This window comes from Yersinia enterocolitica, assembly GCA_002082245.2.
Taxonomy (GTDB): Bacteria; Pseudomonadota; Gammaproteobacteria; order Enterobacterales; family Enterobacteriaceae; genus Yersinia; species Yersinia enterocolitica_E.
In genome coordinates this window covers 1,862,388-1,886,535 of sequence record NBTC02000002.1, presented here as the reverse complement: position 1 = coordinate 1,886,535, position 24,148 = coordinate 1,862,388, and the positions used below count along the sequence as shown (strand labels likewise).

Sequence of the window (24,148 nt, the reverse complement as noted above, 5' to 3'; positions counted from 1 at the left end):
GGCGCAAATTCCTCCCCTACAGATGCAGGGGAGGCAATATGATTAATGCAGGATTTTTGCCAGGAAATCTTTGGCGCGATCTGATTTAGGATTATTAAAGAAATCATCTTTGTTGCTGTCTTCGACGATTTTCCCTTCATCCATAAAAATAACGCGGTTAGCCACTTTGCGGGCGAAGCCCATTTCGTGGGTAACTACCATCATGGTCATCCCTTCCAATGCCAGTTTGACCATCACATCCAACACTTCGTTGATCATTTCCGGGTCAAGTGCGGAGGTGGGTTCATCAAACAGCATGGCAATGGGGTCCATGCAGAGTGCGCGGGCAATTGCCACGCGCTGCTGCTGGCCACCCGATAACTGAGAAGGAAATTTATCTGCATGGGTAGAAAGGCCCACGCGATCTAACAGTTTCAACCCCTTTTCACGTGCTTCTGCTTTATCACGTTTGAGTACTTTGATTTGCGCCAGCGTCAGATTTTCAATGATAGACAGGTGTGGGAACAGCTCGAAATGTTGGAACACCATGCCCACTTTGGAACGCAGTTGGGCCAGATTAGTGCCTTTATCATTCACACCAATACCATTAACTGTAATGCTGCCTTTTTGAATAGGTTCCAGCCCATTAACAGTTTTGATTAAGGTTGATTTGCCTGAGCCTGAAGGACCACAGACCACCACAACCTCACCTTTTTTAACTTCGGTGGTGCAGTCAGCCAGCACCTGAAAGTGGCCGTACCACTTAGAAACATTTTTCAGGGAAATCATCAAACAGTCCTTTTCTTCAAATAGTTAACCAGCATCGACGCGGCAATACTGATAACGAAATAAACCAAACCGGCAAACAGCACCATTTCGACCTGAGTACCGTCCCGTTCGCCAATGGTGGTGGCGGTGCGGAAGAAATCGGCCAGGCTAAGGACATACACCAGTGAAGTATCCTGAAATAACACTATCCCCTGAGTTAACAGCAGCGGCACCATTGCGCGGAAAGCCTGGGGCAGGATAACCAGCCGCATTGACTGCCCATGGGTCATGCCCAATGCCAGCGCAGCAGAGGATTGCCCACGGGAAATACTCATGATCCCGGCGCGGATAATTTCTGAGTAATAGGCCGCTTCAAACAGCGAAAAGGCTACCATGGCTGAGATTAACCGAATATCAGTTTTTGGTGATAAGCCCAGCACATTTTGTAATAAGCTCGGGACAACCAAATAAAACCACAGCAGCACCATCACCAACGGAATAGAGCGGAACACGTTGACATAGGCAGTTGCAAACCAACTGATGGCTTTAATCGGCGACAAGCGCATGACTGCCAGAACCGTCCCCCAGATAATGCCAAATACGATAGCGGTAATGGTTATCTTGGCGGTGACCACTAACCCTTGCAGTAGATAGGGCATGCTGGGGGCGATAGAACTCCAATCAAATTCGTACATTATTTACTCCCCAGATTGCCGGGTAACTGCACTTTCTTTTCAACTAATCGCATCAACAGCATGATCACGGCGTTGATCAGTACATAACCAAGAGTGATGGCGGTGAAGGACTCATAGGCGTGAGCTGAATAATCCAGCAATTTACCGGCTTGAGCGGCCATATCGACCAATCCGATTGTTGAAGCAATGGCGGAGTTTTTTACCAGGTTGAGCATTTCTGAGGTCATCGGGGGAATGATCACCCGATAAGCATTGGGCAGTAACACATAGCGATAGGTTTGTGGCAGGGTCAACCCCATAGCCAAACCCGCTGCTTTCTGGCCTCGAGGCAGTGACTGAATCCCGGCACGGACTTGTTCACAAACACGTGCTGCGGTAAATAAGCCAAGGCAAAGCATCGATGAAAGAAAGAACTGTATGTTCGGGTCAAGTTCACTTTTAAACCACATGCCAATATCAACTGGCAACAGTTCAGGTACCACCAGATACCAGGTAAAGAATTGCACAATCAAGGGTACGTTACGAAACAGCTCAACGTAGCAGGTCCCAATCCCTGACAGGATTCGATTGGGCACGGTTCTTAAAATACCAAACAGTGAACCGACAAAGAACGCGATCACCCAGGCGCACAGTGACAAAGCGACGGTGACTTGAAAGCCGGACCAGATCCAGCCGAGGTAGGTGGTATTGCCGAAGGGGGCAGGTTGCAAGAAGATGCCCCAGTTCCAGTCTATTGACATAACAAACTCCCTTAAAAGGATGGATAAGCCACCCTGATGACTGATGATTTAATGCGTAGCGACCTTGAGGACTCACAAAAAAATGCGGAGTGGGGAACGGCCACCCCGCATCCTGTCTTTACCCTGCATCTTTCAAATTGCAGATGTGTTGGCTGCCCTCGTTCACCTGAATCACTTATTTGTATAAGCTCATCAGGATTATGAACCTCATCAGAGGCTCACCCTACGGGCCAGCGCAAGCGCTGTTCAAAATGGTTTACAACCAATTTGTCTCTTGCTTGCCGTCTTCCTGCACTCTGAAATCTATTGGGTATCTCCTATCGGCCCATCATCAATCGAATCGGGCAGGTAACCACCCGCCCTGATTTATTATTGTTAGTTCAATGCTTTATCGTTAGGTGCTTTGAACAGCGCCTTCATTTCATCAGACAGTGAGAAATTCAGGTTAAGATTTTTAGGTGGAATTGGGTTTTTGAACCAGCGATCGAATGATTTTTCAGCTACACCAGAAGTTTGTGCACTGGCAATGGTTTCATCCAATAAGGCTTTAAAGGCCGGATCATTTTTGCGCAACATACAGCCGTAAGCTTCCTGAGACTGCGGAGTACCGACGATATCCCATTGGTCTGGTTTCTTGGCTTTGGCTCGCTCACCGGCTAGCAGAGCATCATCCATCATAAAGGCCACTGCGCGGCCACTTTCCAAGGTGCGGAAAGAGTCACCGTGGTCTTTGGCGCTGATGATGCGCATATCCATTTTGTCTTTTTCATTTAGCTTATTCAGCAGGACTTCAGATGTCGTACCTGAAGTTACAACCACTGCTTTACCGGCCAAATCTTTGAAATCTTTAACTTCAGACCCTTTTTTGGTCAGTAAACGGGTACCGACGACAAAAATGGTATTACTGAACGCCGCTTGTTGCTGACGCTCCAGATTATTGGTGGTGGAACCACACTCAAAGTCAAAGGTGCCGTTTTGCAGTAGTGGAATACGATTCTGTGAGGTGATTGGGATCAGTTTGACCTGTAAGTCTGGAGCATTAAGTTTTTTCTTAACTGCATCAATGATCAGATTAGAATAATCTTGTGCGTAACCAACAACTTTCTGCTGATTATCGTAATAAGAGAAGGGAACGGAAGATTCACGGTGACCCACTACGATAACGCCGCTGTCTTTAATCTTTTTCAGAGTATCAGCCTGGGCTTCAGCTTTCGCTGCGGGTTGTGCTGCCGCTTCTTCTGCTTGGGCTACGCCACTTGCCATCCCAGCTAACAGTAGCGCTAACGCCAATTTACGCATATGCATGGTCCAACTCCTTTGCTGTTGTTTTATTACTTGATGTTGTGATGCTAAAAATACGTTGTTGCTAAATCTCGTCAGGCGAGAAATCGTTTTGTTTCGTTTCAGCGGTACAACCACCGATGTTTTGTTGGCCAGTACGTGGTTTTCGCTGTTACTTGTATCAGATTATCTTTAAAAAATAGCCAAATGTTATGCGAATGATGAATAAATGTTTGTTTTTTGGGACGCAAATCGCACCAAATAGAGGCAATAAAACAGCAATGCACTTCTATGGTGCGGGCTATGCCCTATAAACGAGCGTGTAAATAATCCTGATCCCGCATTTGAAACGCTGTGTTCCCTACTTGTTGCGGTAATCCCCGACAACGGCTAAAAGATTGGCGGGCATTGGCAGAGAGTTAACACATAATGGTTAGAAACAATGCAAGGTCTGTGCCAGTCGCGGCGAAGAGATGAGGATAATAGTTCTACAATTGAGAGCTATAGAATACCCACGGGGAGTTGTGGGTATTAATCAGCCGCCAAACAGCGGCTTTACTGCCAGTTAGCCTAATTGCTGGTTGTTGATAGCCACATGGGCCTTAAACACATCCAATGCTGTCGGAATGGTCTCTTTTGCGGCGTGTTTTTCTGGGCTCCACAGCTTGGCAAAGGTAATCGCGCGGCCACAATGAATAAACACTTCATCTACCTCGATCACTAACACACTGCGGGCGGGGTGGCCATTTTGGCTAAAGCGCTCACACAGTTCAGGATCGACCGAAATCTTAGCCCGGCCATTCACCCGAAAACCTTCGTCCCAGTTGGGGATCAGGAACAAGATACCGATAGCGGGGTTATGCAGCAGGTTGCGGATACCATCCAGGCGGTTGTTCCCCGGGCGGTCTGGTAGCATCAGGGTTTTACTGTCCTGTACATGGATAAAACCCGGTTCCCCACCTTTGGGTGAGCAGTCGATACCATTGGCGCCGAGGGTACCCAGTACGGCGAAGGGGGCTGCCGCGATGAGTTTTTTAGCATAATCATCAATGTGATCTATCTGTTTCTTCAACACGGTTTCAAAGGGGGCGGCGTAGTGCTCGCTGAGTTGTGCTTCGCTGGTGAGGATAAATTCATGCTTCAGTGACATAAGGCTCTCAAGATTAACGGGCATGCAGATAACATGCCCACATATTATGTTATTTGTTATCAGAACGACTACGGATCGCGCGGTACAGCGTGAGGGCACCAAGCACCAGCGTGATAATCCACATCGGCCATGAACCCAAACGGGCATAGGGGGTGACGCCCGTTGTTGGTGTAACTTTGGCCTCTAACACCTGTTGGGTAAATTGCGGGATCTGGGCGAGCACTTCACCGCTCGGGCCAACCACCGCAGTGATACCGTTATTGGTACTGCGCAGCAGAGGGCGACCCAATTCAAGCGCGCGCATCCGTGCCATCTGGAAATGTTGCCATGGTCCAATTGAGTGGCCGAACCAGGCATCATTCGAGACGGTCAGCAGGAAATTGGTATCAGGATTGAAATTATCCCGTACCTGCTGGCCTAACACGATTTCATAACAAATAGCCGCAGTCAGGTTATATCCTGCCACCTTGAGCGATGGTTGCACATAACTGCCACGGCTGAACGTTGACATCGGTAGGTCAAACAGCGGTGCCAGCGGACGCAGTAAGGATTCTAGCGGCACAAATTCACCAAATGGGACCAGATGGTGTTTGCTGTAACGGTTTCGGCTCGGATATTGATACGGTTCTTTATCGCCTAAGACGATGACGCTATTAAAGAAATGATACCCCTGACCTTCAGGCCGACGCTGGGCATCGACAATCCCCGTGATCAAGCTGCTATGATTGGCTCGCATCAGATCATCAACCATTGTCAGGAAGCCGGTTTGATCGGTTTCAATATCAGGAATGGCAGATTCCGGCCAGATGATGATCGGCGCTTTGCCCATAAACGGGCGAGTTTCATCCAGATAGACTTGCAGGGTCGAAAGCAGGACTTTAGGGTCCCACTTCATGGACTGAGCAATGTTACCTTGCACCATGGCGATATTGACAGCGCGTTCCGGCTCTGGCGTGAACCAATGCACTTGGCGCAGTGGCCATGGTAACAATAACAGTGCCATCGCCACTATTGCCGCAGTCACCCGGCGCTGATAGCAGGCGTAGACCAGTAATCCACTGATTGCCATCAGTACAAAGGTGATGCCATCAACCCCGAGTATTGGGGCAATCCCACGCAGCGGGCCATTAATCTGGCTGTAGCCAAATTGCAGCCACGGGAAGCCGGTCAACACCCAGCCGCGCAAGAATTCCGTCAGTTGCCATACAACCGGGGCGGCAATCGCTAGCCGCCACCATGTCGCTTTTGGGCTGAGACGCGCTAACACACCGGCAAATAGCAGGGTGTAGAGCGATAGGTAGGCCGCCAGTAGTACCACCAGGAAAATATTGATTGCCGTTGGCATTCCGCCGAACTCGGAAATACTGACATAGACCCAGTTAATACCGCTACCGAATAGCCCCATTCCCCAACAAAAGCCAATAAAGGCGGACTGCCGGGTATTACGGTTCAGGGTTAGGCTGAGTAAGCCAAACAGTGAAACAATGGCTGCGGGCCAGTAATCAAACGGTGAATAGGCCAGCGTACCGCAGGCACCAAAAAATAGCGCCAGTAGGGCGCGAACCCACTGGCGTTGAAGATATGAAGCAATAGGCATCAAGGATTTATTCTTCCAGTTTGGGTTGCGGAGCATCATCCGGGATTTTTACATGAACCTGAATGATACGTCGGCTATCCGCCATGGCAACTTTAAATAAGTAACCTTCAATTTCAATGGTTTCACCCCGGGCAGGTAAATGGCCAAATGCCTGCATTACCAAGCCACCAATGGTGTCAACCTCATCGTCGCTGAAATGGGTATTGAACACTTCATTGAAATCTTCAATTTGCGTCAGCGCACGAATGGTATAGGTATGCTTGCTGAGTTGACGCACATCTCTGTCTTCTTCATCGTCATACTCATCTTCTATTTCGCCAACGATCAGCTCAAGAATATCTTCAATGGTCACCAGCCCTGACACGCCACCAAACTCATCAATGACAATAGCCATATGGTAGCGCTGGGAACGGAACTCCTTCAGCATCCGATCGACACGCTTACTTTCTGGCACTACAACCGCCGTCCGTAACACTTTATCAATACTGAATGGCTCGGAGTCGGTGCGCATAAACGGCAACAAATCCTTGGCCATCAGGATACCTTCGATGTGATCTTTATCTTCGCTAATCACCGGAAAGCGGGAGTGAGCAGATTCAATAATCACATCCAAACACTCATCCAGCGTTTGGTTACGCTTTAATGTGACCATTTGAGAACGGGGGATCATGATGTCCCGCACGCGCTGCTCGGCAATATCCATCACGCCTTCCAGCATGTCACGGGTATCGGGATCGATCAGATCGTTTTGTTCAGAATCACGGATAAGCTCTACCAAATCACCACGGTTTTTAGGTTCACCGTGAAATAACTGGTTAAGGATAAGAGTAAAGAACCCTTTCTTGGGACTGGGGCTATCGTTGTTTTGTGAGTGGTCGTCGCTCATGGCGTTTTAGTTAAGTTTACTCATGTTATACCCTTGTATCTGATGCCGTAGGGGCTAGCAAGGTTTGCTTGCCGCCTACCTGCAATTCCAATGACGTTGGGTAAAGATTATATTTTATCGGTAGCAGTAGACTCACACCGCCGACAGTTTTCCCCGACTAACAGGGCATTATAACACCCGATATGATGGGTTTATTCGGGGTCTTTCTCCGAAATATACGGATCTGGATAACCCAGACTTTGCATAATTTCAGTTTCGATTGACTCCATTTCTTCTGCTTCATCGTCCACGATGTGGTCATACCCTAGCAGATGGAGACTGCCGTGAACAACCATATGCGCCCAATGAGCTAATAGTGCTTTTTCTTGCTCGATAGCTTCTTGTTCAACCACCTGACGGCAAATGATTAAATCACCCAATAGTGGCAGTTCAATTTCAGGTGGGGCCTCAAAAGGAAAAGACAAGACATTGGTCGGTTTATCTTTACCGCGATAGGTTAGATTCAGCTCATGGCTTTCAGCTTCATCAACCAACCGAATGGTCACTTCTGCTACGTCTTGAAACTGCGGTAATACCGCCTCCAACCAACGCTGAAAGTCAGCTTCGGCAGGTAAACCCTGGCTATCGGCGCAGGCAATTTGTAAATCGAGTATAACTTGGCTCACGGAGCCTCCTGCTCAGACGGGGTATGGTTTTCCCGCTTACGTTGTTCGGCAATAGTCTCTTTGCGTTTTTGTTCCGCCGCTTCCCAGGCCTCATAGGCAATAACCACACGGGCCACCACGGGGTGACGCACCACATCTTCGCTATGGAAGAAGTTAAAGCTCAGCTCTTCTACCTCAGACAGCACTTCAATGGCATGACTTAAGCCAGATTTTTGGTGGCGCGGTAAGTCGGTTTGCGTCACATCACCGGTAATAACTGCCTTGGAGTTAAAGCCCATACGGGTGAGAAACATCTTCATCTGTTCGATGGTGGTGTTCTGGCTCTCATCCAGAATGATAAAGGCATCATTGAGTGTCCGGCCCCGCATATATGCCAGCGGAGCCACTTCAATCACGTTACGTTCGATCAATTTTTCAACGCGCTCAAAGCCAAGCATTTCAAACAGTGCATCATAAAGTGGGCGCAGGTATGGATCGACTTTCTGACTCAGGTCCCCGGGCAGGAAACCCAATTTTTCGCCTGCTTCAACGGCCGGGCGGGTCAGTAAGATACGGCGCACATTCTGGCGCTCCAGAGCATCAACTGCCGCGGCTACCGCCAGATAGGTTTTACCGGTCCCGGCAGGACCAATCCCAAAGGTAATATCGTGATCAAGAATATTGGCGATGTATTGCGCCTGATTGGGGGTACGCGGTTTAACCATGCCGCGCTTGGTACGGATATTCACGGCTTTTCCGTAATCGGGTACGCTCTGTGCCGTTTGCTCCAATACATGACTCTCTTTCACCGCAAGGTGGATATCTTCTGGGGATATCTCTGGGGTAACACCCCGAATGGGGGCGGTGTCAACATACAGATGGCGCAGGATATCTGCCGCTGCAACAACGCAGATATTCTTACCGACTAACTTGAAACGGTTGTCTCGGCGATTAATTTCAATACCTAACCGGCGCTCCAACTGCTTGATGTTGTCATCAAAAGGGCCGCACAGACTCAACAAACGCTGATTGTCGGTGGGCTCTAGCAAGATTTCTTGTGTCACTACGTGCAAACTATTTCTCTGAGTCACTGTGTTCCTCTGGATATATCATTCACGGATATTATTTGTCTGATACCCGATTATACCTTTCGTATTGGAAATGGCCTTGGGTATATAACGTCAATCATACATGTCATTTAAGAATTATTCATGGTGCATGGTGCTGACGCAAGTTTACTTATCAATCCGTGCTTTCACGCTCTATTCAAGTAGCGACCCTCTGGAGGTGCAACTTAAACAGTCCGAATCTGCGCAGCAGCCCACTAGAATAAAACAGGCACTGACAATGCAGCGCCTGCTAATGCGAGTCAACTCGAACAACTATGGTCAGGGTTGATACTGCCCCACGCCAATTTCATTTTCTTTTCGGGTCCGCGCAATGACCGATTGTGGCGATTCATGAACCCGTAGCGCCATCTGGTCTTCGGTGCGCTGCAAAATACCGCGCAGTGAACTGGCATAAACGTCTACAATTTCGACATCAACGAATTTGCCAATCATCTCTGGTGTACCTTCAAAATTCACCACCCGGTTATTTTCGGTACGCCCGGCCAGCTCCATCGCACTTTTGCGGGAGGGGCCTTCTACCAGAATACGTTGCACACTACCAACCATCTCGCGGCTGATTTCCATGGCCTGCTGAGTGATACGCTGTTGCAAAATATGCAGTCGCTGTTTTTTCTCCTCTTCACTGACATCGTCTGGTAGCTCTGCCGCGGGTGTGCCAGGGCGTGGAGAGTAAATAAAGCTGTAACTGGTATCGAAATGAATCTCCGCGACCAGCTTGATGGTTTGTGCAAAATCCTGCTGAGTTTCACCAGGGAAACCGATAATAAAATCGGAACTTATCTGGATATCTGGCCGCGCCTGCCGCAGTTTGCGGATGATAGCTTTGTACTCCAGTGCGGTGTGGGCGCGTTTCATCATGGTTAAAATTCGGTCGGAACCACTTTGCACTGGCAGATGCAGAAAACTCACCAGTTCTGGCGTATCGCGATAAACATCGATGATATCGTCGGTAAACTCAATCGGATGGCTGGTGGTAAAGCGAATGCGATCGATACCGTCAATGGCGGCAACCAGCCGCAATAACTCGGCAAAACTACAGATATCGCCGTCATAGGTGGCACCGCGATAAGCATTGACATTCTGGCCGAGCAGATTCACTTCCCGCACCCCTTGGGACGCTAACTGTGCAATTTCAAACAGAATATCGTCACTTGGGCGGCTGATCTCTTCGCCACGAGTGTAAGGCACCACGCAGAAGGTACAATATTTATTGCATCCTTCCATGATAGAAACGAACGCGGTCGGGCCTTCAGCACGCGGCTCTGGCAGCCGATCAAACTTTTCAATCTCAGGGAAGCTGATATCTACCACCGGACTGTGGGTGCCTTGGACGTGGTTAATCATTTCTGGCAGGCGATGCAGGGTTTGCGGCCCGAAAATGACATCAACACAGGGCGCGCGTTGGCGCAGATGTTCGCCTTCCTGTGATGCTACACATCCACCGACACCAATAATCAGATTGGGATTCTTTTCTTTCAGGAGCTTCCAATGGCCCAGCAGGCTGAATACTTTTTCTTGTGCTTTTTCGCGAATTGAACAGGTATTCAGTAGCAGTAAATCGGCTTCTTCCGGGATCTCAGTCAACTGGTAGCCATGGGTGCTGGCCAGCAAATCTGCCATTTTAGATGAATCATATTCATTCATCTGGCAGCCCCAGGTTTTAATATGCAGTTTTTTCGTCATGGCTTATCTACCATCAAAAATTCATCATAAATGTCACATCGCGCGGTGCGGTGATCCATGTGTTCGCCAGGCGCAAAGGCTCATTAGTTGCGGGGTATTGTAGTCATTTGCAGTTGCGATGACCACCGCAGTTCGGCTTAGTTATTCTGTGGGGTGATGAAAAATCCGGTACACTGAGGGCAGATAAAGTATGGATGTTATTTTAACTTTTAAAAAATGGCCAAAATGAATAAATCGCAACCAAATTATGATGTTGTGGTGGTGGGGGGCGGTATGGTCGGTGCTGCTGCCGCGCTTGGACTGGCACAAACAGGCTGGTCAGTCGCGTTACTTGAGCATGAAGCCCCAGCCCCATTTGAGGCTGACAGCGTGCCCGATTTACGAGTTTCCGCTATCGGCTGCACTTCGGTGTCGTTGCTGAAACAGCTCGGTGTCTGGCCGCAGGTACAGCAGATGCGTTATGCACCTTATCGTCGGTTGGAGACCTGGGAGCAGCCCGGTTCACAGGTGGTGTTTGATGCCGCCTCGCTCTCTTTGCCTGAGCTGGGGTTTATGGTTGAGAACCGGATTTTGCAGTTGGCATTATGGCAACAGATAGCGGAATGCCCCAATTTAACGTTGCTGTGCCCGTCACGGCTGCAAACTATGGTTAGAGTAGATGAGTGCTGGCAAATCACGTTAGACGCTCAGCAACAGATACAGGGCCGTTTAGTGATAGGTGCTGATGGTGCCAACTCTCTGGTACGACGGTTAGCTGGTATCGGCACCAATGGCTGGCAGTATCGCCAGTCTTGCATGTTAATTACGGTAGAGACGGATACAGCTCAGCAAGACACCACCTGGCAGCAGTTTTTCCCAACGGGGCCGCGTGCTTTCTTACCGCTATTTGGCCAGTGGGCATCATTGGTCTGGTACGACAGCCCGCAGCGTATTCGTCAGCTTCAGGCGCTGCCGATGGCACAGTTGAATCAGGAAATTGCCAAGGCTTTCCCATCACGTTTGGGGGCTGTTAAAGCGATTGCTGCTGGCTCTTTCCCGCTAGTGCGGCGCCATGCACAACGTTATGTACAGCCGGGATTGGTCTTACTCGGGGATGCAGCCCATACCATTAATCCACTGGCCGGGCAGGGGGTGAATCTGGGATATCGCGATGTTGATGCGCTGTTGGAGGTGCTAAATCAAGCGCGTGAACGGGCAGAACCGTGGCACAGCGAGCGGGTATTACTGCGTTATCAACGCCGCCGCCGCACTGATAATCTGATTATGCAAAGTGGTATGGATGTGTTTTACACCACATTCAGCAATGATCTGCCACCGGTGAAATTCGTACGGAATCTGGCGTTGATAGCCGCTCAGCGCGCGGGCAAATTGAAAGAACATGCGTTGAGGTATGCATTGGGGTTGTAGGGGATGTCTGTTTTTTTGAGTTCAATACTTAATATTTGGGACAGTTCGGAGCTGGTTTCGGTTGATATTCGATCTGTTCTTTTGGCGGGCGTTGTCGCCTCAAGCAACCATCAATCGAAACCTAATCCAACCTGGACTTGAGACATCGGACTCAAGTAAGAGGGAATATAGTGAAATCCCAGAATGCAAAAAGCCCGCCGAAGCGAGCTTTTCTAAATTTGGCTGGGGTACGAGGATTCGAACCTCGGAATGCTGGAATCAGAATCCAGTGCCTTACCGCTTGGCGATACCCCAAAAGATGGTGGCTACGACGGGAATCGAACCTGTGACCCCAGCATTATGAGTGCTGTGCTCTAACCAGCTGAGCTACGTAGCCATCTTTAAATCTTTAATCTTGAGAAGTTGTATGGCTGGGATACCAGGATTCGAACCTGGGAATGCCAGGATCAAAACCTGGTGCCTTACCGCTTGGCGATATCCCAACTGAAATACAATTCTTTTTTATATGACAACTCTCTTGCCTTACAGCTATCCATCCAAAAAAAAGATGGCTGGGATACCAGGATTCGAACCTGGGAATGCCAGGATCAAAACCTGGTGCCTTACCGCTTGGCGATATCCCATCCGCTGTGACAAACCGATGAACGAATAATGGTGCGGGAGGCGAGACTTGAACTCGCACACCTTGCGGCGCTAGAACCTAAATCTAGTGCGTCTACCAATTTCGCCACTCCCGCAAAAAGATGGTGGCTACGACGGGAATCGAACCTGTGACCCCAGCATTATGAGTGCTGTGCTCTAACCAGCTGAGCTACGTAGCCATCTTTTTCCGCATTACCTTCATCGGCGTTGCGGGGCGCATTATGCGTATATGGCCGAATTGCGTCAACTAATTTTTTCCCAAAAAAGCGCTGAAAGGGTTCGTTTGTGTGGCTTGTGAACAGTCTGGTGATTAAAGCAGCACTTATGGTGATTAATTGTTGAATTTGCCAGCAAAAAACAAGGCTACCCTAGGGCAGCCTTGAGATTGGACAGTCAATATAGGCAGACCATCACATTCAATTATTTATAAGCGTCCTGATGCACGCCAACCGCACGGCCGGAAGGGTCATCCATACTTTTGAATGATTCATCCCACTCGATGGCTTTTGCTGATGAACAGGCGACTGATGGGCCACCAGGGACACATTCAGCGGCACTTGGCAGCGGGAACAGCTCTTCAAAAATTTCGCGATACAAGTAGCCTTCTTTTGACGATGGCGTGTTGTATGGGAAACGGAAGTGGGCAGTTTCCATCTGTTGATCAGTGACTTGCTCTGCGGCTTTCTCTTTTAGTGTGTCAATCCAGCTATAGCCGACACCATCAGAGAATTGTTCTTTCTGACGCCAGGCGACGCTGTGTGGTAAGTAAGATTCAAAACATTCACGCAGGACATGTTTTTCCATTTTGCCATTACCACACATTTTGTCCTGCGGATTGATACGCATCGCAACATCGAGGAAGTTCTTATCTAGGAAGGGGACGCGGGCCTCAACACCCCAGGCAGACATCGCTTTGTTGGCACGCGCACAGTCATACATGTGCAGGGCTAGCAATTTACGCACAGTCTCTTCATGCAATTCTTTCGCATTTGGTGCTTTGTGGAAGTAGAGGTAGCCGCCGAACACTTCATCAGACCCTTCGCCAGACAGCACCATCTTGATCCCCATCGCTTTGATTTTACGCGACATCAGATACATTGGTGTTGAGGCACGGATGGTGGTGACATCATAGGTTTCAATGTGATAAATCACATCACGGATAGCATCCAAACCTTCTTGCACGGTGAAATGAATTTCATGGTGCACGGTACCTAAATGGTTGGCGACTTCTTTCGCAGCACGTAAATCCGGTGAGCCAATCAGACCCACTGCAAAGGAGTGCAGTTGTGGCCACCAGGCTTCACTGCGCTCATCGTCTTCGACACGACGGGCGGCAAATTTTTTGGTGATAGCAGAGATAACGGAAGAGTCCAGACCACCGGACAGCAATACACCGTAAGGCACGTCAGACATCAAGTGGCTTTTTACCGCGTCTTCTAACGCGTTAGCCAACTGAACTTTGTCAGTTACATTGTCTTTGACGTTGTCGAAATCAAACCAATCGCGATGATAGTATTCGCGAATCTCACCCTCTTTACTCCACAGATAGCTGCCCGCTGGGAACTCTTTAATGGTGCGGCACACCGGTACCAATGCTTTCATCTCTGAAGCCACAAACATGTTGCCGTTTTCATCATGGCCCATATACAGCGGGATAATCCCCAGATGGTCACGGCCAATCAGATAGGCATCTTTCTCTGTGTCGTACAGGATGAAAGCGAACATACCTTGCAGGTCGTCGAGGAATTCAGGCCCTTTCTCCTGATACAACGCCAGAATGACTTCACAGTCTGAGCCGGTTTGAAACGCGTAACGGTCACCATATTGCTGACGTAATGCCTGATGATTATAGATCTCACCGTTAACGGCCAAAATATGCGTGTGGGCCGCATTAAACAGGGGCTGGGCACCGGTATTGACGTCAACGATAGACAAACGTTCGTGGGCGAGAATGGCTTTATCATTTGCCCACACACCAGACCAATCCGGGCCACGATGGCGCATTAAACGTGACATTTCCAGCGCTTTTTTACGTAACTCAATGGGGTCGGTTTTAAGGTCGAGGACCCCGAAAATAGAACACATAATAATCTCCCTAACTTCTCTGCTTTGGCGGTGATGATGTTGAATTTGAGTCGTTCATCGCTGGATCTGTTTTTTCACACTTGCTTATGAGTGATGCAAGTTATGCCCCATGACGATACAGTCATCCAAATTATTTCTAAACTAGATGTGAGAAATACATGCAATTTATACGCCAATTCACAGCGCTATTATTTTGGTGCAATGGTTGGTACGGCAATGGGTACCTATACCCAAAGCACTTGACGTTGCAGGCAGGCAGCCAGCGAGTCAGTCCCGATGAGCTTAACTCAGTCAAGTGATTCGGGTGAGTGAACCCAGCTAACACCCCAGCAGCTTCAAGGACGAAGGCTATAAAAGAAAATGCGCCAAAATAGGGCGTAATGGCAAGAAACTTTGGTGCACTGCACTAAAAAAAGGCATAGCGCTAAAGGGGGTGGGGGCAAAAAAGAGAGTGGCGGCCATGACATGACCGCCAACAGAGATTAGATAATATTGATATCAACCACGGAAGAGAAAACGTAGTTCGGGCGAAATGGCATGGCTTCAATATCTGTTAGCGTTGAAACACCGGACAGGACCAAAATCGTTTTCAACCCAGCCTGGAAACCGGCCAGAATATCGGTACGTAGGTTATCACCGACAATTACCGTGCTTTCTGAATGGGCATGCATTTTATTCAGCGCCGCGCGAATGATCCACGGGCTGGGCTTGCCCACATAAAACGGCTTGCGACCGGAGATTTTCTCAATAGGTGCGCACAATGCGCCACACGCCGGAGCAAACCCGTGCCCGTGGCTATCGGGGTTGGTGGCAATAAAACGCGCACCATTGGCGACAAAATAGGCGGCTTTATGCATCATGTCCCAGTTGTAGGACCGGGTTTCACCGACAATCACAAAGTCAGGATTGATATCGGTGATAGTAAAGCCAGCTTTATAGAGTTCATGTACTAATGCACCTTCACCCACAACATAGGCTTTTTTACCTTCCTGATTGCGCAGGAAGTCGGCAGTGGCCATCGCCGAGGTATAAAAGGCACTTTCTGGGACATCCAGCCCAGCAGAACTGAAGCGGTTAGCCAGATCCTGCGCGGTTTGTGACGGATAGTTGGTCAGAATAACCAGCGGCATTCCGGCATTTTGGATCCGGGCCAGAAAGTCGTTAGCGCCCGGTATCGCTTTATTATCATGTAACAACACACCATCGATATCGCAAATAACGCTTTTAATTGTCATGGTTAAACCCAAATTAATTGGAGTTACAGTTAGGCAGCAAATGAGTGCATCCCGATGCGCTGACGCTGGTCAGTATTCGGGTCAGTGAGAGCAGCAGCCTCAAGTCAGAAGGGTATTATATTACTCATTTTTGCACGGCAATGGTCCACTATAACATGACCGATAAGGCGTTTACCCCTGCCGTTGCCTTATTTGCATCTACGCGTCAGCTTTCCAGCAGGCGTTGCAATAATACACCGTTCAACATGGCGCGCTTAGCCAGAGCAAAAGCACCAATTGCAGACTGATGATCAAGCTGCGACGTCACGATAGGCAGATTCAGGCGGAAGTTTTTCAATACTTGTGTATTGATGCAACTCTGAATGGCTGGCAGTAGGATTTTATCGGCTTCAATGATTTCACCCGCAATAACGACTTTTTGCGGATTAAATAAGTTGATGGCGATAGAAATGGCTTTGCCCAGATAGCGGCCCACGTGCTCAATCACTTCGCTTGCCAGCAAGTCACCCCGGTTAGCCGCTTTGCAGATAGCGCCGATATGACAATCATCCAACGTTAATTTGCTTGGGTAGCCCTGAGCGAGCAGGTGGCGCACTCGATTTTCAATGGCTGCATTGGAGGCAACCGTTTCCAGGCAGCCAAAATTGCCGCAATAACAGCGCTCACCCAATGGATCAATCTGGATATGACCGATTTCACCCACGTTACCGTTACTGCCCAAGAATATCTGGCTGTTAACGATAATACCCGCACCGGTACCACGATGCAGACGAACCAAGATGGAGTCTTCACAGTCACGAGTTGCACCAAAGTAGTGCTCCGCCAGTGCCAAACTACGAATATCGTGGCCAACAAAACTGGTGACATTAAAACGATTTTGCAGATTTTCGACTAATGGCCAGTTGCTGACACTGATATGGGGCATATAGCGCACGATACCTTTGTGCGGTTCAACCAGGCCTGGGAGGATAACCGCAATGGCAATCAGCTCACGCAATTTGCGCTGATAGGCTTCGATAAACTGACTGATAATAGTAAACAGCGCGTGTTCCAGCGTTTCTTGCGTGCGTTCAGGTAGCGAATAATGTTCTTCACCCAGTGATTTACCGCTCATATCAAACAGGGTAATAGTCGCATCATGGCGGCCCAGGCGCACCGCAATGGTATGGAACTGGCGGTTTTCTGTCACTATAGATATAGCACGGCGACCGCCGGTAGAGGCTTGCTGATCAACTTCCTTGATAAGCCCCCGTTCCAGCAGCTGACGCGTAATTTTGGTGACACTGGCGGGGGCGAGTTGGCTGAGATCGGCAATCTGAATGCGCGAGATCGGGCCTTGCTGATCAATAAGCCGGTAAACAACGGCACCATTGAGTTGTTTCACAAGATCCACATTACCAATTTGTGACTGTCCGCCGGTGCTCATCAATAAAATTACTCGCTTATTTTAAAACCTCGTTACCGTTAACGATGGTTTTAGTGATTTTATAATCGCGGGTAAAGGCAGTCAGGTTGGCCACTTTGCCGACTTCAATACTCCCTAACTGCTTATCCACGCCAATAGCGCGGGCCGCATACAGTGTCGCCATACGCAATGTTTCGTCCAGTGCGATGCCAACGTGTTCCACACTATTTTGTACCGCTTCGATCATCGTCAGTGCTGAACCGCTTAATGTGCCATTCTCATCCACACATAAACCATCGCGATAGTATATTGTTTTGCCAGCAAAAATAAATTGATCAATTTCAGCACCCGCCGGAGCGGTAGCATCAGTTACCAGTACCAGCTTGTCACCTTTCAGACGTTTTGCGTTGCGAATATTGGCCCAGTCGACATGCAGGCCATCTGCTATCACCCCGGTGTAGATTTCCGGCGTATCAAAAATCGCTCCGATCAGGCCGGGTTCACGCCCGGTGATGTATGGCATGGCATTATACAGATGTGTCGCAAAGCGGATACCGGCCGCAAAGCCTTGGCGGGCTTGCTGATAAGTGGCATTCGAGTGACCGGCTGAAACCAAAATACCGGCTTCAGTCAACTGGCGAATGTATTTGTCATCAACCATCTCTGGTGCCAGAGTGAATTGGGTAATCACATCCGCATTTGCACACAGATAATCAATCATCTCTGCGGTTGGTTTGCGAATAAACGCTGGGTTATGTGTGCCTTTCTTGAGCGGGCTAAGATATGGCCCCTCCAGATGCAGACCCAACGCTTTATGTTGGTTTTTTTGCAGGTATGAACGCATGACATTAATGCCGTGCTTCATAAACTCATCACTACATGTGATGAGTGTTGGCAGGAAGCTGGTGCAACCAGACTTTTCATTCGCGCGCTGCATGATATCCAATGTCTCTTCGGAGATAGCTTCGAGAGAATCATTGAATTGCACGCCGCCGCAGCCATTTAACTGCACATCAATAAAACCGGGGGCCAGAATGGCGCCACCCAAATCGCGCACCTCAATATCAGCCGGAAGTTCAGCGGCAGGACAGATACGTTCGATCAATCCATCAGCCACGACAACAGCATGATTATCCAGTACTTCGTGGCTGGTATAAATACGGCCGTGAGTTAAAGCGTACATCTTAGCCCCCTGATGACTGTTACAGACCTTTGATATTTTCAGCTTCCAATTCGTGGAAGTATTTTACAGTTTTAACCTTCAATTCCATAGTGGAAGGTTCATCACACACCATGATGGCTTTGGCATGCAGTTGCAGGCAACTGATGGTCCACATGTGGTTGATGCTACCTTCGACCGCAGCTTGCAAGGCTTGTGCTTTACCGTGGCCAGTGACCAGAATCATCACTTCTTCCGCATCCAGCAAGGTACCTACACCTACTGTAAGCGCATATTTCGGCACGAGGTTTGCATCACCACCAAAGAAGCGGGAGTTAGCGATGCGGGTTTCTTGCGTTAGCGTTTTGATACGAGTACGGGATGCCAAAGACGATGCCGGTTCATTAAATGCGATGTGACCGTCAACGCCCACGCCCCCCATAAACAGGTTAATTTTACCGTAAGACTTAATTTTTTCTTCGTAACGACGACATTCTTCATCGATATCTGGCGCGTTGCCATTTAACAGGTTGATGTTCTCGGCTGGGATATCAACATGATCGAAGAAATTGGAGTGCATGAAGGTGTAGTAACTTTCGGGGTGTTCTTGTGGCAAACCGACATATTCGTCCATATTGAATGTAACAACGTTTTTAAAACTGACGTCACCGGCTTTGTGCATCGCAACCAAATGTTTGTATGCTTCCATCGGTGTGCCACCGGTTGGCAGACCCAATACAAATGGGCGCTCAGCGGTTGGTTTAAATGCGTTGATACGGCTAACGATATGACGTGCTGCCCATTTACCAACTTCTGTGGTGTTTTTCAGCGGGATAAGTCTCATCTTGCACCTCTTGGATTGCTAATAGTGGCTATACTCTACGCGATTTGAATCATCAGCTAAGCGTAACCCAGATTTTGACTCATGCGTTGGTACAATGCTTTGTTCATTTTTCGAATGATAAAATAAGTTTTGTATCGTGGCTAGTGCATTGGTGCTTTTTCACTAGTTTTTGGTGACATTTATCACAGAATAGGGGGTTTTAATTTGCGTTACGAAATAATTTTTTTACACTCCGCAATGAGTAATACGTGCCGTGAATAAATAAAAAGTGTGCCATGCGTTTTTCTAAAAGGTAGTGAGTCAATTAAATAAACTACTTAAAGGGTCCGATAGCGGACGAATAGGGGGAAAGGTGAATATTCTTAGTTACTTACAAAAAGTGGGCCGGGCCTTGATGGTCCCAGTGGCCACACTACCAGCCGCCGCGATACTGATGGGCGTAGGCTATTGGATCGATCCGGTAAGCTGGGGTGGTGATAATGCACTGGCGGCATTATTTATCAAATCCGGTGCGGCGATTATCGACAACATGTCCGTGCTGTTCGCAATTGGTGTTGCTTACGGTATGTCAAAAGACAAAGACGGTGCGGCTGCACTGACCGGCTTTGTAGGTTTCCTGGTATTAACCACGCTGTGCTCGCCTGCTGCGGTGTCGATGATTCAAAAGATCCCGGTTGATCAGGTTCCGGCCGCTTTTGGTAAAATCAACAACCAGTTCGTGGGTATTCTGGTGGGTATTATCTCTGCTGAGTTGTACAACCGCTTTAGCAGCGTTGAATTGCCAAAAGCACTCTCCTTCTTCAGCGGCCGCCGTCTGGTTCCAATTCTGACGTCCTTCCTGATGATCGTGGTTGCCTTCATTCTGATGTACGTTTGGCCACTGATTTATAACGCACTGGTGACCTTCGGCGAATACATCAAAGATATGGGTTCAGTGGGGGCGGGTATCTATGCCTTCTTCAACCGCTTGCTTATCCCAGTCGGCCTGCACCATGCCCTGAACTCAGTGTTCTGGTTTGACGTTGCTGGTATTAACGATATTCCTAACTTCCTCGGTGGCCAACAATCTATCGATTCTGGTAAAGCTGTTGTGGGTATCACTGGCCGTTATCAGGCTGGCTTCTTCCCAATCATGATGTTTGGTTTACCGGGTGCGGCGTTGGCGATTTATCACTGCGCGCGTCCTGAAAATAGAGCGAAAGTGGCTGGTATCATGTTGGCGGGTGCATTTGCAGCTTTCTTCACTGGTATCACCGAACCACTTGAATTCTCCTTCATGTTTGTCGCACCGGTACTGTACTTCTTGCACGCCGTGCTGACCGGTATTTCGGTGTTCATTGCTGCCAGCATGCATTGGATTGCCGGCTTTGGTTTCAGCGCCGGTTTAGTGGATATGGTGCTCTCTTCTCGCAACCCGCTAGCCACACAGTGGTATATGCTGATCCCACAAGGTTTGGTGTTCTTCGCCATTTACTACGTGGTGTTCCGTTTCACCATCCAAAAATTCAACTTGCTGACACCTGGGCGTGAATTGGCAGTTGAAGGCAGTGAAGAAGATGGTTATGACGTCAATGTTGATAACACCCCAGCAGTGAACGAAAGTGAAATCAACGGTTTGGCGCGTCGCTATATTGGTGCTATCGGTGGTTCAGATAACCTGACTGCCATTGATGCCTGCATCACCCGCCTACGTCTGAACGTAAAAGATTCTGCCCAGGTTAATGACAGTGTTGCCAAGCGCTTAGGTGCGTCAGGTGTCATTCGTCTGAATAAACAAAGTGTGCAAATCATTGTGGGTACCCGCGCAGAATTGATTGCTTCGGCCATGCGTACTGTGTTGGCAGGTGGTTCGGTTCCTGCCGCCACCAGCAGTTCTGTGGCACCCGCAGACGTTAAGCCTCAGGCAGTTATTAACACCACTAAAACAGCCTCTCTGGTACTGGTTTCGCCTATTACCGGTGATGTTGTCGCACTGGATCAGGTTCCTGATGAAGCTTTTGCCAGCAAAGCAGTCGGTGAGGGTGTTGCCATCCGTCCTACTGATAAAATGGTGGTTTCTCCGGCGAACGGGACTATCGTAAAAATCTTCAATACTGACCATGCATTCTGTCTGGAAACTGAAACCGGCGCAGAAATTGTGGTTCATATCGGGATTGATACGGTAAAACTGAACGGTCAGGGCTTTGCTCGTCTGGTTGACGAGGGAGCCACTGTCGTTGCCGGTCAACCGATATTGGAACTGGACCTGGCTTATCTGAACGCCAATGCGCGCTCAATGATTAGCCCGGTTGTGGTAAGCAATATTGATGATTATGCCGGTATCTCGGTATTGGCAGGCAGCTCTGTTGTGGCCGGTCAAAGCCCGTTGTTTGAGATTCAGAGCAAATAATTGGCTTATACTCGTCATACTTCAAGCTGCATGTACGTTGGCTGCGTTCAATCACCCGAATCACTTACTACAGTAAGCTCATCGGGATTCATTCGCTTGCCGCCTTCCTGCAACTCGTATTATTTAGAGTATAGAATTCGCGGTAGTAGAGTACTTATGTATTGAATGACCGGACTGAGTTTTAATCAAATCAGCGGGAAGAGAGCGATCTCTTCCCGTTTTTTTGTTTTGTTTCCTGTAACAAACGGTTGTTTCCAAGTCGGGCTTGTTGGATTATATGCGGTTATATTTGTTGCGTTTGCATTGAGGAATAGAACAATGAGTGAGGCAGAAGCCCGCCCGAGTAATTTTATCCGTCAGATAATTGACGAAGATTTAGCCAGCGGTAAACACACGTCGGTTCATACCCGCTTTCCGCCAGAGCCAAATGGCTACCTGCATATTGGTCATGCCAAATCTATCTGCCTGAACTTTGGCATCGCACAAGATTATCAGGGTCAGTGTAATTTGCGTTTCGACGACACCAACCCGGTGAAAGAAGACGTCGAGTTCGTCGAGTCGATTAAACACGATGTAGAGTGGCTAGGCTTCACCTGGAGCGGTGATGTGCGTTACTCCTCAGACTATTTCGACCAACTGTACCAGTACGCTGTCGAGCTGATTAATAAGGGCCTGGCGTATGTCGATGAGTTAACCGCTGAGCAGATGCGCGAATATCGCGGCACACTGACTGCGCCGGGGAAAAATAGCCCGTACCGTGATCGCAGTGTGGAAGAGAATCTGGCGCTGTTTGAAAAGATGCGTGCTGGTGGTTTTGCTGAGGGAACTGCGTGTCTGCGTGCCAAAATCGATATGGCGTCACCGTTTATCGTGATGCGTGACCCGGTGCTGTATCGTATTAAGTTTGCCGAACACCATCAGTCTGGTAACAAGTGGTGCATCTACCCGATGTATGACTTTACCCATTGTATTTCTGATGCGATTGAAGGGATCACCCATTCACTCTGTACGCTGGAATTCCAGGATAACCGCCGCTTATATGATTGGGTGCTGGATAATATCTCTATCGAATGTCATCCGCGTCAGTATGAATTCTCTCGCCTGAATCTAGAATACGCCATTATGTCTAAGCGTAAGCTGAATCAATTGGTGACCGAGAAAGTCGTGGAAGGCTGGGATGATCCACGTATGCCAACGATTTCTGGTTTGCGTCGCCGTGGCTACACCGCGGCTTCCATCCGGGAGTTCTGCCGCCGTATTGGGGTGACCAAGCAGGATAACAACGTTGAAATGATGTCACTGGAGTCTTGTATCCGTGATGATCTCAACGAAAATGCCCCACGGGCCATGGCGGTTCTTGACCCAATCAAGGTGATTATTGAAAATCGTGTGGCCGGGGAAGAGTGGCTGACTATGCCAAATCACCCGAATAACCCGGAGATGGGCACGCGTCAGGTTCCTTTCGATAGCGAGCTTTATATCGATCGCGCCGACTTCCGTGAAGAAGCCAATAAACAGTACAAGCGTTTGGTGCTAGGCAAAGAAGTGCGCTTACGTAATGCCTATGTTATCAAAGCTGAACGTGTCGAAAAGGACGCAGAAGGCAATGTGACTACGCTTTATTGCAGTTATGACGCAGAAACCTTAAACAAAGATCCAGCCGATGGCCGCAAAGTTAAAGGCGTTATTCATTGGGTTTCTGTTAAGCATGCATTGCCGGCAGAAATTCGCCTGTATGACCGTCTGTTTAGCGTACCAAACCCTGCGGCGGCGGAAGACTTCTTGTCTACCATCAATCCTGAGTCGTTGATTATCCGTCAGGGTTTTGTTGAACCAGGTTTGGTTGATGCGGTTCCAGAGCTAACCTATCAATTTGAACGTGAAGGTTATTTCTGTGCCGATAGCCGCTATTCACGCCCTGATGCCTTGGTATTTAACCGTACTGTCGGTTTGCGTGATACTTGGGCGGCAAAAGCGACCAGTTAAGTTTTAGTTCTCACTCAGAACAGTAGAATTGGCGTGGCTTAGTCCACGCTTTTTTTATGCCCTGATTTCCTGCAAATTTGATGTTAACAACGGGTATTCACCCAAATCACATGACTGCGTAAGTTCATCCAGATAGCTGTGCATTGTCTGGTTGCACACTCGGTTTATTAGAAATAAAACTGAAATTGTTTATTGTACTAAACACTAATAACTCCCTTTCTCTTTTCCACTTCTGCGTTTTATCCCCTGGTCAATGTCGACATATTGCTCCTTTTTTTAGCAACAAAGCGGCTGTCTGTAAGTCTTTCTTAAATATTCGCTTTACGAATTAACTGAGGAGAAATCCCTATTTCATGGAGAGAAAACGCAGGCTTTATTGTATCGGCTGAAACCATTCAATATGTCAATGAGAGAAGATTTATAATTAAGAATATGACCTTATG

The 24,148-nt window shown here is 48.5% G+C and carries 19 protein-coding genes, 6 tRNA genes and 1 pseudogene; 4 read left to right on the top strand and 22 right to left on the bottom strand.

Going from position 1 to position 24,148, the window contains the following annotated elements:
- Positions 1 to 42 precede the first annotated feature (42 nt).
- Genes artP through A6J66_010090 form a run of 3 tightly spaced genes read right to left on the bottom strand, consistent with a single transcriptional unit; the run spans position 43 to position 2,182 of the window.
- The gene (gene artP, locus A6J66_010100) at positions 43 to 768 is read right to left on the bottom strand and encodes an amino acid ABC transporter ATP-binding protein (GenBank protein PNM24504.1); all 726 of its coding nucleotides are present in this window, start codon (positions 766 to 768) and stop codon (positions 43 to 45) included.
- Positions 768 to 1,442 (bottom strand): amino acid ABC transporter permease, encoded by a 675-nt coding sequence (locus A6J66_010095; protein ID PNM24503.1) that lies wholly within the window; start codon positions 1,440 to 1,442, stop codon positions 768 to 770. Before A6J66_010095 ends, artP begins: the two co-directional genes overlap by 1 nt.
- Positions 1,442 to 2,182, bottom strand: a complete 741-nt coding sequence (locus tag A6J66_010090; protein PNM24502.1) for an amino acid ABC transporter permease — start codon at positions 2,180 to 2,182, stop codon at positions 1,442 to 1,444. The genes A6J66_010095 and A6J66_010090 overlap by 1 nt, the downstream gene beginning before the upstream one ends.
- Before the next feature lie 89 nt (positions 2,183 to 2,271).
- Here A6J66_010090 and A6J66_010085 point away from each other — a divergent pair.
- Positions 2,272 to 2,472, top strand: a pseudogene (locus A6J66_010085) (hypothetical protein).
- An 85-nt stretch (positions 2,473 to 2,557) separates the two neighbouring features.
- Here the strand turns inward: A6J66_010085 and A6J66_010080 are convergent.
- The 7 genes from A6J66_010080 to A6J66_010050 all read right to left on the bottom strand — a co-directional run bounded on the left by A6J66_010080 (position 2,558) and on the right by A6J66_010050 (position 10,553).
- A complete protein-coding gene (locus A6J66_010080; protein PNM24501.1) occupies positions 2,558 to 3,487 on the bottom strand; it encodes an amino acid ABC transporter substrate-binding protein in 930 nt (309 codons plus the stop codon).
- 541 nt (positions 3,488 to 4,028) lie between these two features.
- Positions 4,029 to 4,613, bottom strand: coding sequence for a pyridoxamine 5-phosphate oxidase (locus tag A6J66_010075; protein PNM24500.1), 585 nt, complete (start codon positions 4,611 to 4,613; stop codon positions 4,029 to 4,031).
- 49 nt (positions 4,614 to 4,662) lie between these two features.
- Positions 4,663 to 6,210, bottom strand: coding sequence for an apolipoprotein N-acyltransferase (locus A6J66_010070; protein ID PNM24499.1), 1,548 nt, complete (start codon positions 6,208 to 6,210; stop codon positions 4,663 to 4,665).
- Between the two features lie 7 nt (positions 6,211 to 6,217).
- The gene (locus A6J66_010065; protein PNM24498.1) at positions 6,218 to 7,096 is read right to left on the bottom strand and encodes a magnesium/cobalt transporter CorC; all 879 of its coding nucleotides are present in this window, start codon (positions 7,094 to 7,096) and stop codon (positions 6,218 to 6,220) included.
- 191 nt (positions 7,097 to 7,287) lie between these two features.
- A complete protein-coding gene (locus A6J66_010060; protein PNM24497.1) occupies positions 7,288 to 7,761 on the bottom strand; it encodes an rRNA maturation RNase YbeY in 474 nt (157 codons plus the stop codon).
- Entirely contained in the window at positions 7,758 to 8,813 is a 1,056-nt protein-coding gene (locus A6J66_010055) for a PhoH family protein (GenBank protein ID PNM26969.1), read from the bottom strand. The genes A6J66_010060 and A6J66_010055 overlap by 4 nt, the downstream gene beginning before the upstream one ends.
- A gap of 315 nt (positions 8,814 to 9,128) precedes the next feature.
- The gene (locus A6J66_010050; protein PNM24496.1) at positions 9,129 to 10,553 is read right to left on the bottom strand and encodes a tRNA (N6-isopentenyl adenosine(37)-C2)-methylthiotransferase MiaB; all 1,425 of its coding nucleotides are present in this window, start codon (positions 10,551 to 10,553) and stop codon (positions 9,129 to 9,131) included.
- A 225-nt stretch (positions 10,554 to 10,778) separates the two neighbouring features.
- Here A6J66_010050 and ubiF point away from each other — a divergent pair, with 225 nt between their 5' ends.
- The gene (gene ubiF, locus A6J66_010045) at positions 10,779 to 11,960 is read left to right on the top strand and encodes a 2-octaprenyl-3-methyl-6-methoxy-1,4-benzoquinol hydroxylase (GenBank protein PNM26968.1); all 1,182 of its coding nucleotides are present in this window, start codon (positions 10,779 to 10,781) and stop codon (positions 11,958 to 11,960) included.
- A gap of 219 nt (positions 11,961 to 12,179) precedes the next feature.
- Here the strand turns inward: ubiF and A6J66_010040 are convergent.
- From A6J66_010040 to A6J66_009985, 12 genes are all read right to left on the bottom strand, one after another.
- A tRNA-Gln gene (locus A6J66_010040) sits at positions 12,180 to 12,254 on the bottom strand.
- A 5-nt stretch (positions 12,255 to 12,259) separates the two neighbouring features.
- Positions 12,260 to 12,336 (bottom strand) — tRNA-Met (locus A6J66_010035).
- A gap of 31 nt (positions 12,337 to 12,367) precedes the next feature.
- Positions 12,368 to 12,442: transfer RNA gene (locus A6J66_010030), tRNA-Gln, on the bottom strand.
- Positions 12,443 to 12,508: 66 nt separating this feature from the next.
- A tRNA-Gln gene (locus A6J66_010025) sits at positions 12,509 to 12,583 on the bottom strand.
- Positions 12,584 to 12,612: 29 nt separating this feature from the next.
- Positions 12,613 to 12,697 (bottom strand) — tRNA-Leu (locus A6J66_010020).
- Positions 12,698 to 12,704: 7 nt separating this feature from the next.
- A tRNA-Met gene (locus tag A6J66_010015) sits at positions 12,705 to 12,781 on the bottom strand.
- 241 nt (positions 12,782 to 13,022) lie between these two features.
- Complete coding sequence (gene asnB / locus A6J66_010010; protein PNM24495.1) at positions 13,023 to 14,687, bottom strand: asparagine synthase B; 1,665 nt, start codon at positions 14,685 to 14,687, stop codon at positions 13,023 to 13,025.
- A 136-nt stretch (positions 14,688 to 14,823) separates the two neighbouring features.
- Positions 14,824 to 15,012: a hypothetical protein gene (locus tag A6J66_010005; protein PNM24494.1), complete on the bottom strand. Its 189-nt coding sequence runs from the start codon at positions 15,010 to 15,012 to the stop codon at positions 14,824 to 14,826.
- A gap of 157 nt (positions 15,013 to 15,169) precedes the next feature.
- Positions 15,170 to 15,922, bottom strand: a complete 753-nt coding sequence (locus A6J66_010000; protein ID PNM24493.1) for a UMP phosphatase — start codon at positions 15,920 to 15,922, stop codon at positions 15,170 to 15,172.
- 205 nt (positions 15,923 to 16,127) lie between these two features.
- Entirely contained in the window at positions 16,128 to 17,351 is a 1,224-nt protein-coding gene (locus A6J66_009995; protein PNM24492.1) for an ROK family transcriptional regulator, read from the bottom strand.
- Positions 17,352 to 17,364: 13 nt separating this feature from the next.
- Entirely contained in the window at positions 17,365 to 18,510 is a 1,146-nt protein-coding gene (locus tag A6J66_009990) for an N-acetylglucosamine-6-phosphate deacetylase (protein PNM24491.1), read from the bottom strand.
- 19 nt (positions 18,511 to 18,529) lie between these two features.
- Positions 18,530 to 19,330 carry a glucosamine-6-phosphate deaminase gene (locus tag A6J66_009985; protein ID PNM24490.1) on the bottom strand — a complete coding sequence of 267 codons (801 nt, stop codon included), beginning with the start codon at positions 19,328 to 19,330 and terminating at the stop codon, positions 18,530 to 18,532.
- 352 nt (positions 19,331 to 19,682) lie between these two features.
- Between A6J66_009985 and A6J66_009980 the strand changes: the two genes are divergently transcribed.
- A complete protein-coding gene (locus A6J66_009980; GenBank protein ID PNM24489.1) occupies positions 19,683 to 21,719 on the top strand; it encodes a PTS N-acetyl glucosamine transporter subunit IIABC in 2,037 nt (678 codons plus the stop codon).
- Positions 21,720 to 22,037: 318 nt separating this feature from the next.
- A complete protein-coding gene (locus A6J66_009975; protein PNM24488.1) occupies positions 22,038 to 23,705 on the top strand; it encodes a glutamine--tRNA ligase in 1,668 nt (555 codons plus the stop codon).
- Positions 23,706 to 24,148 lie beyond the last annotated feature (443 nt).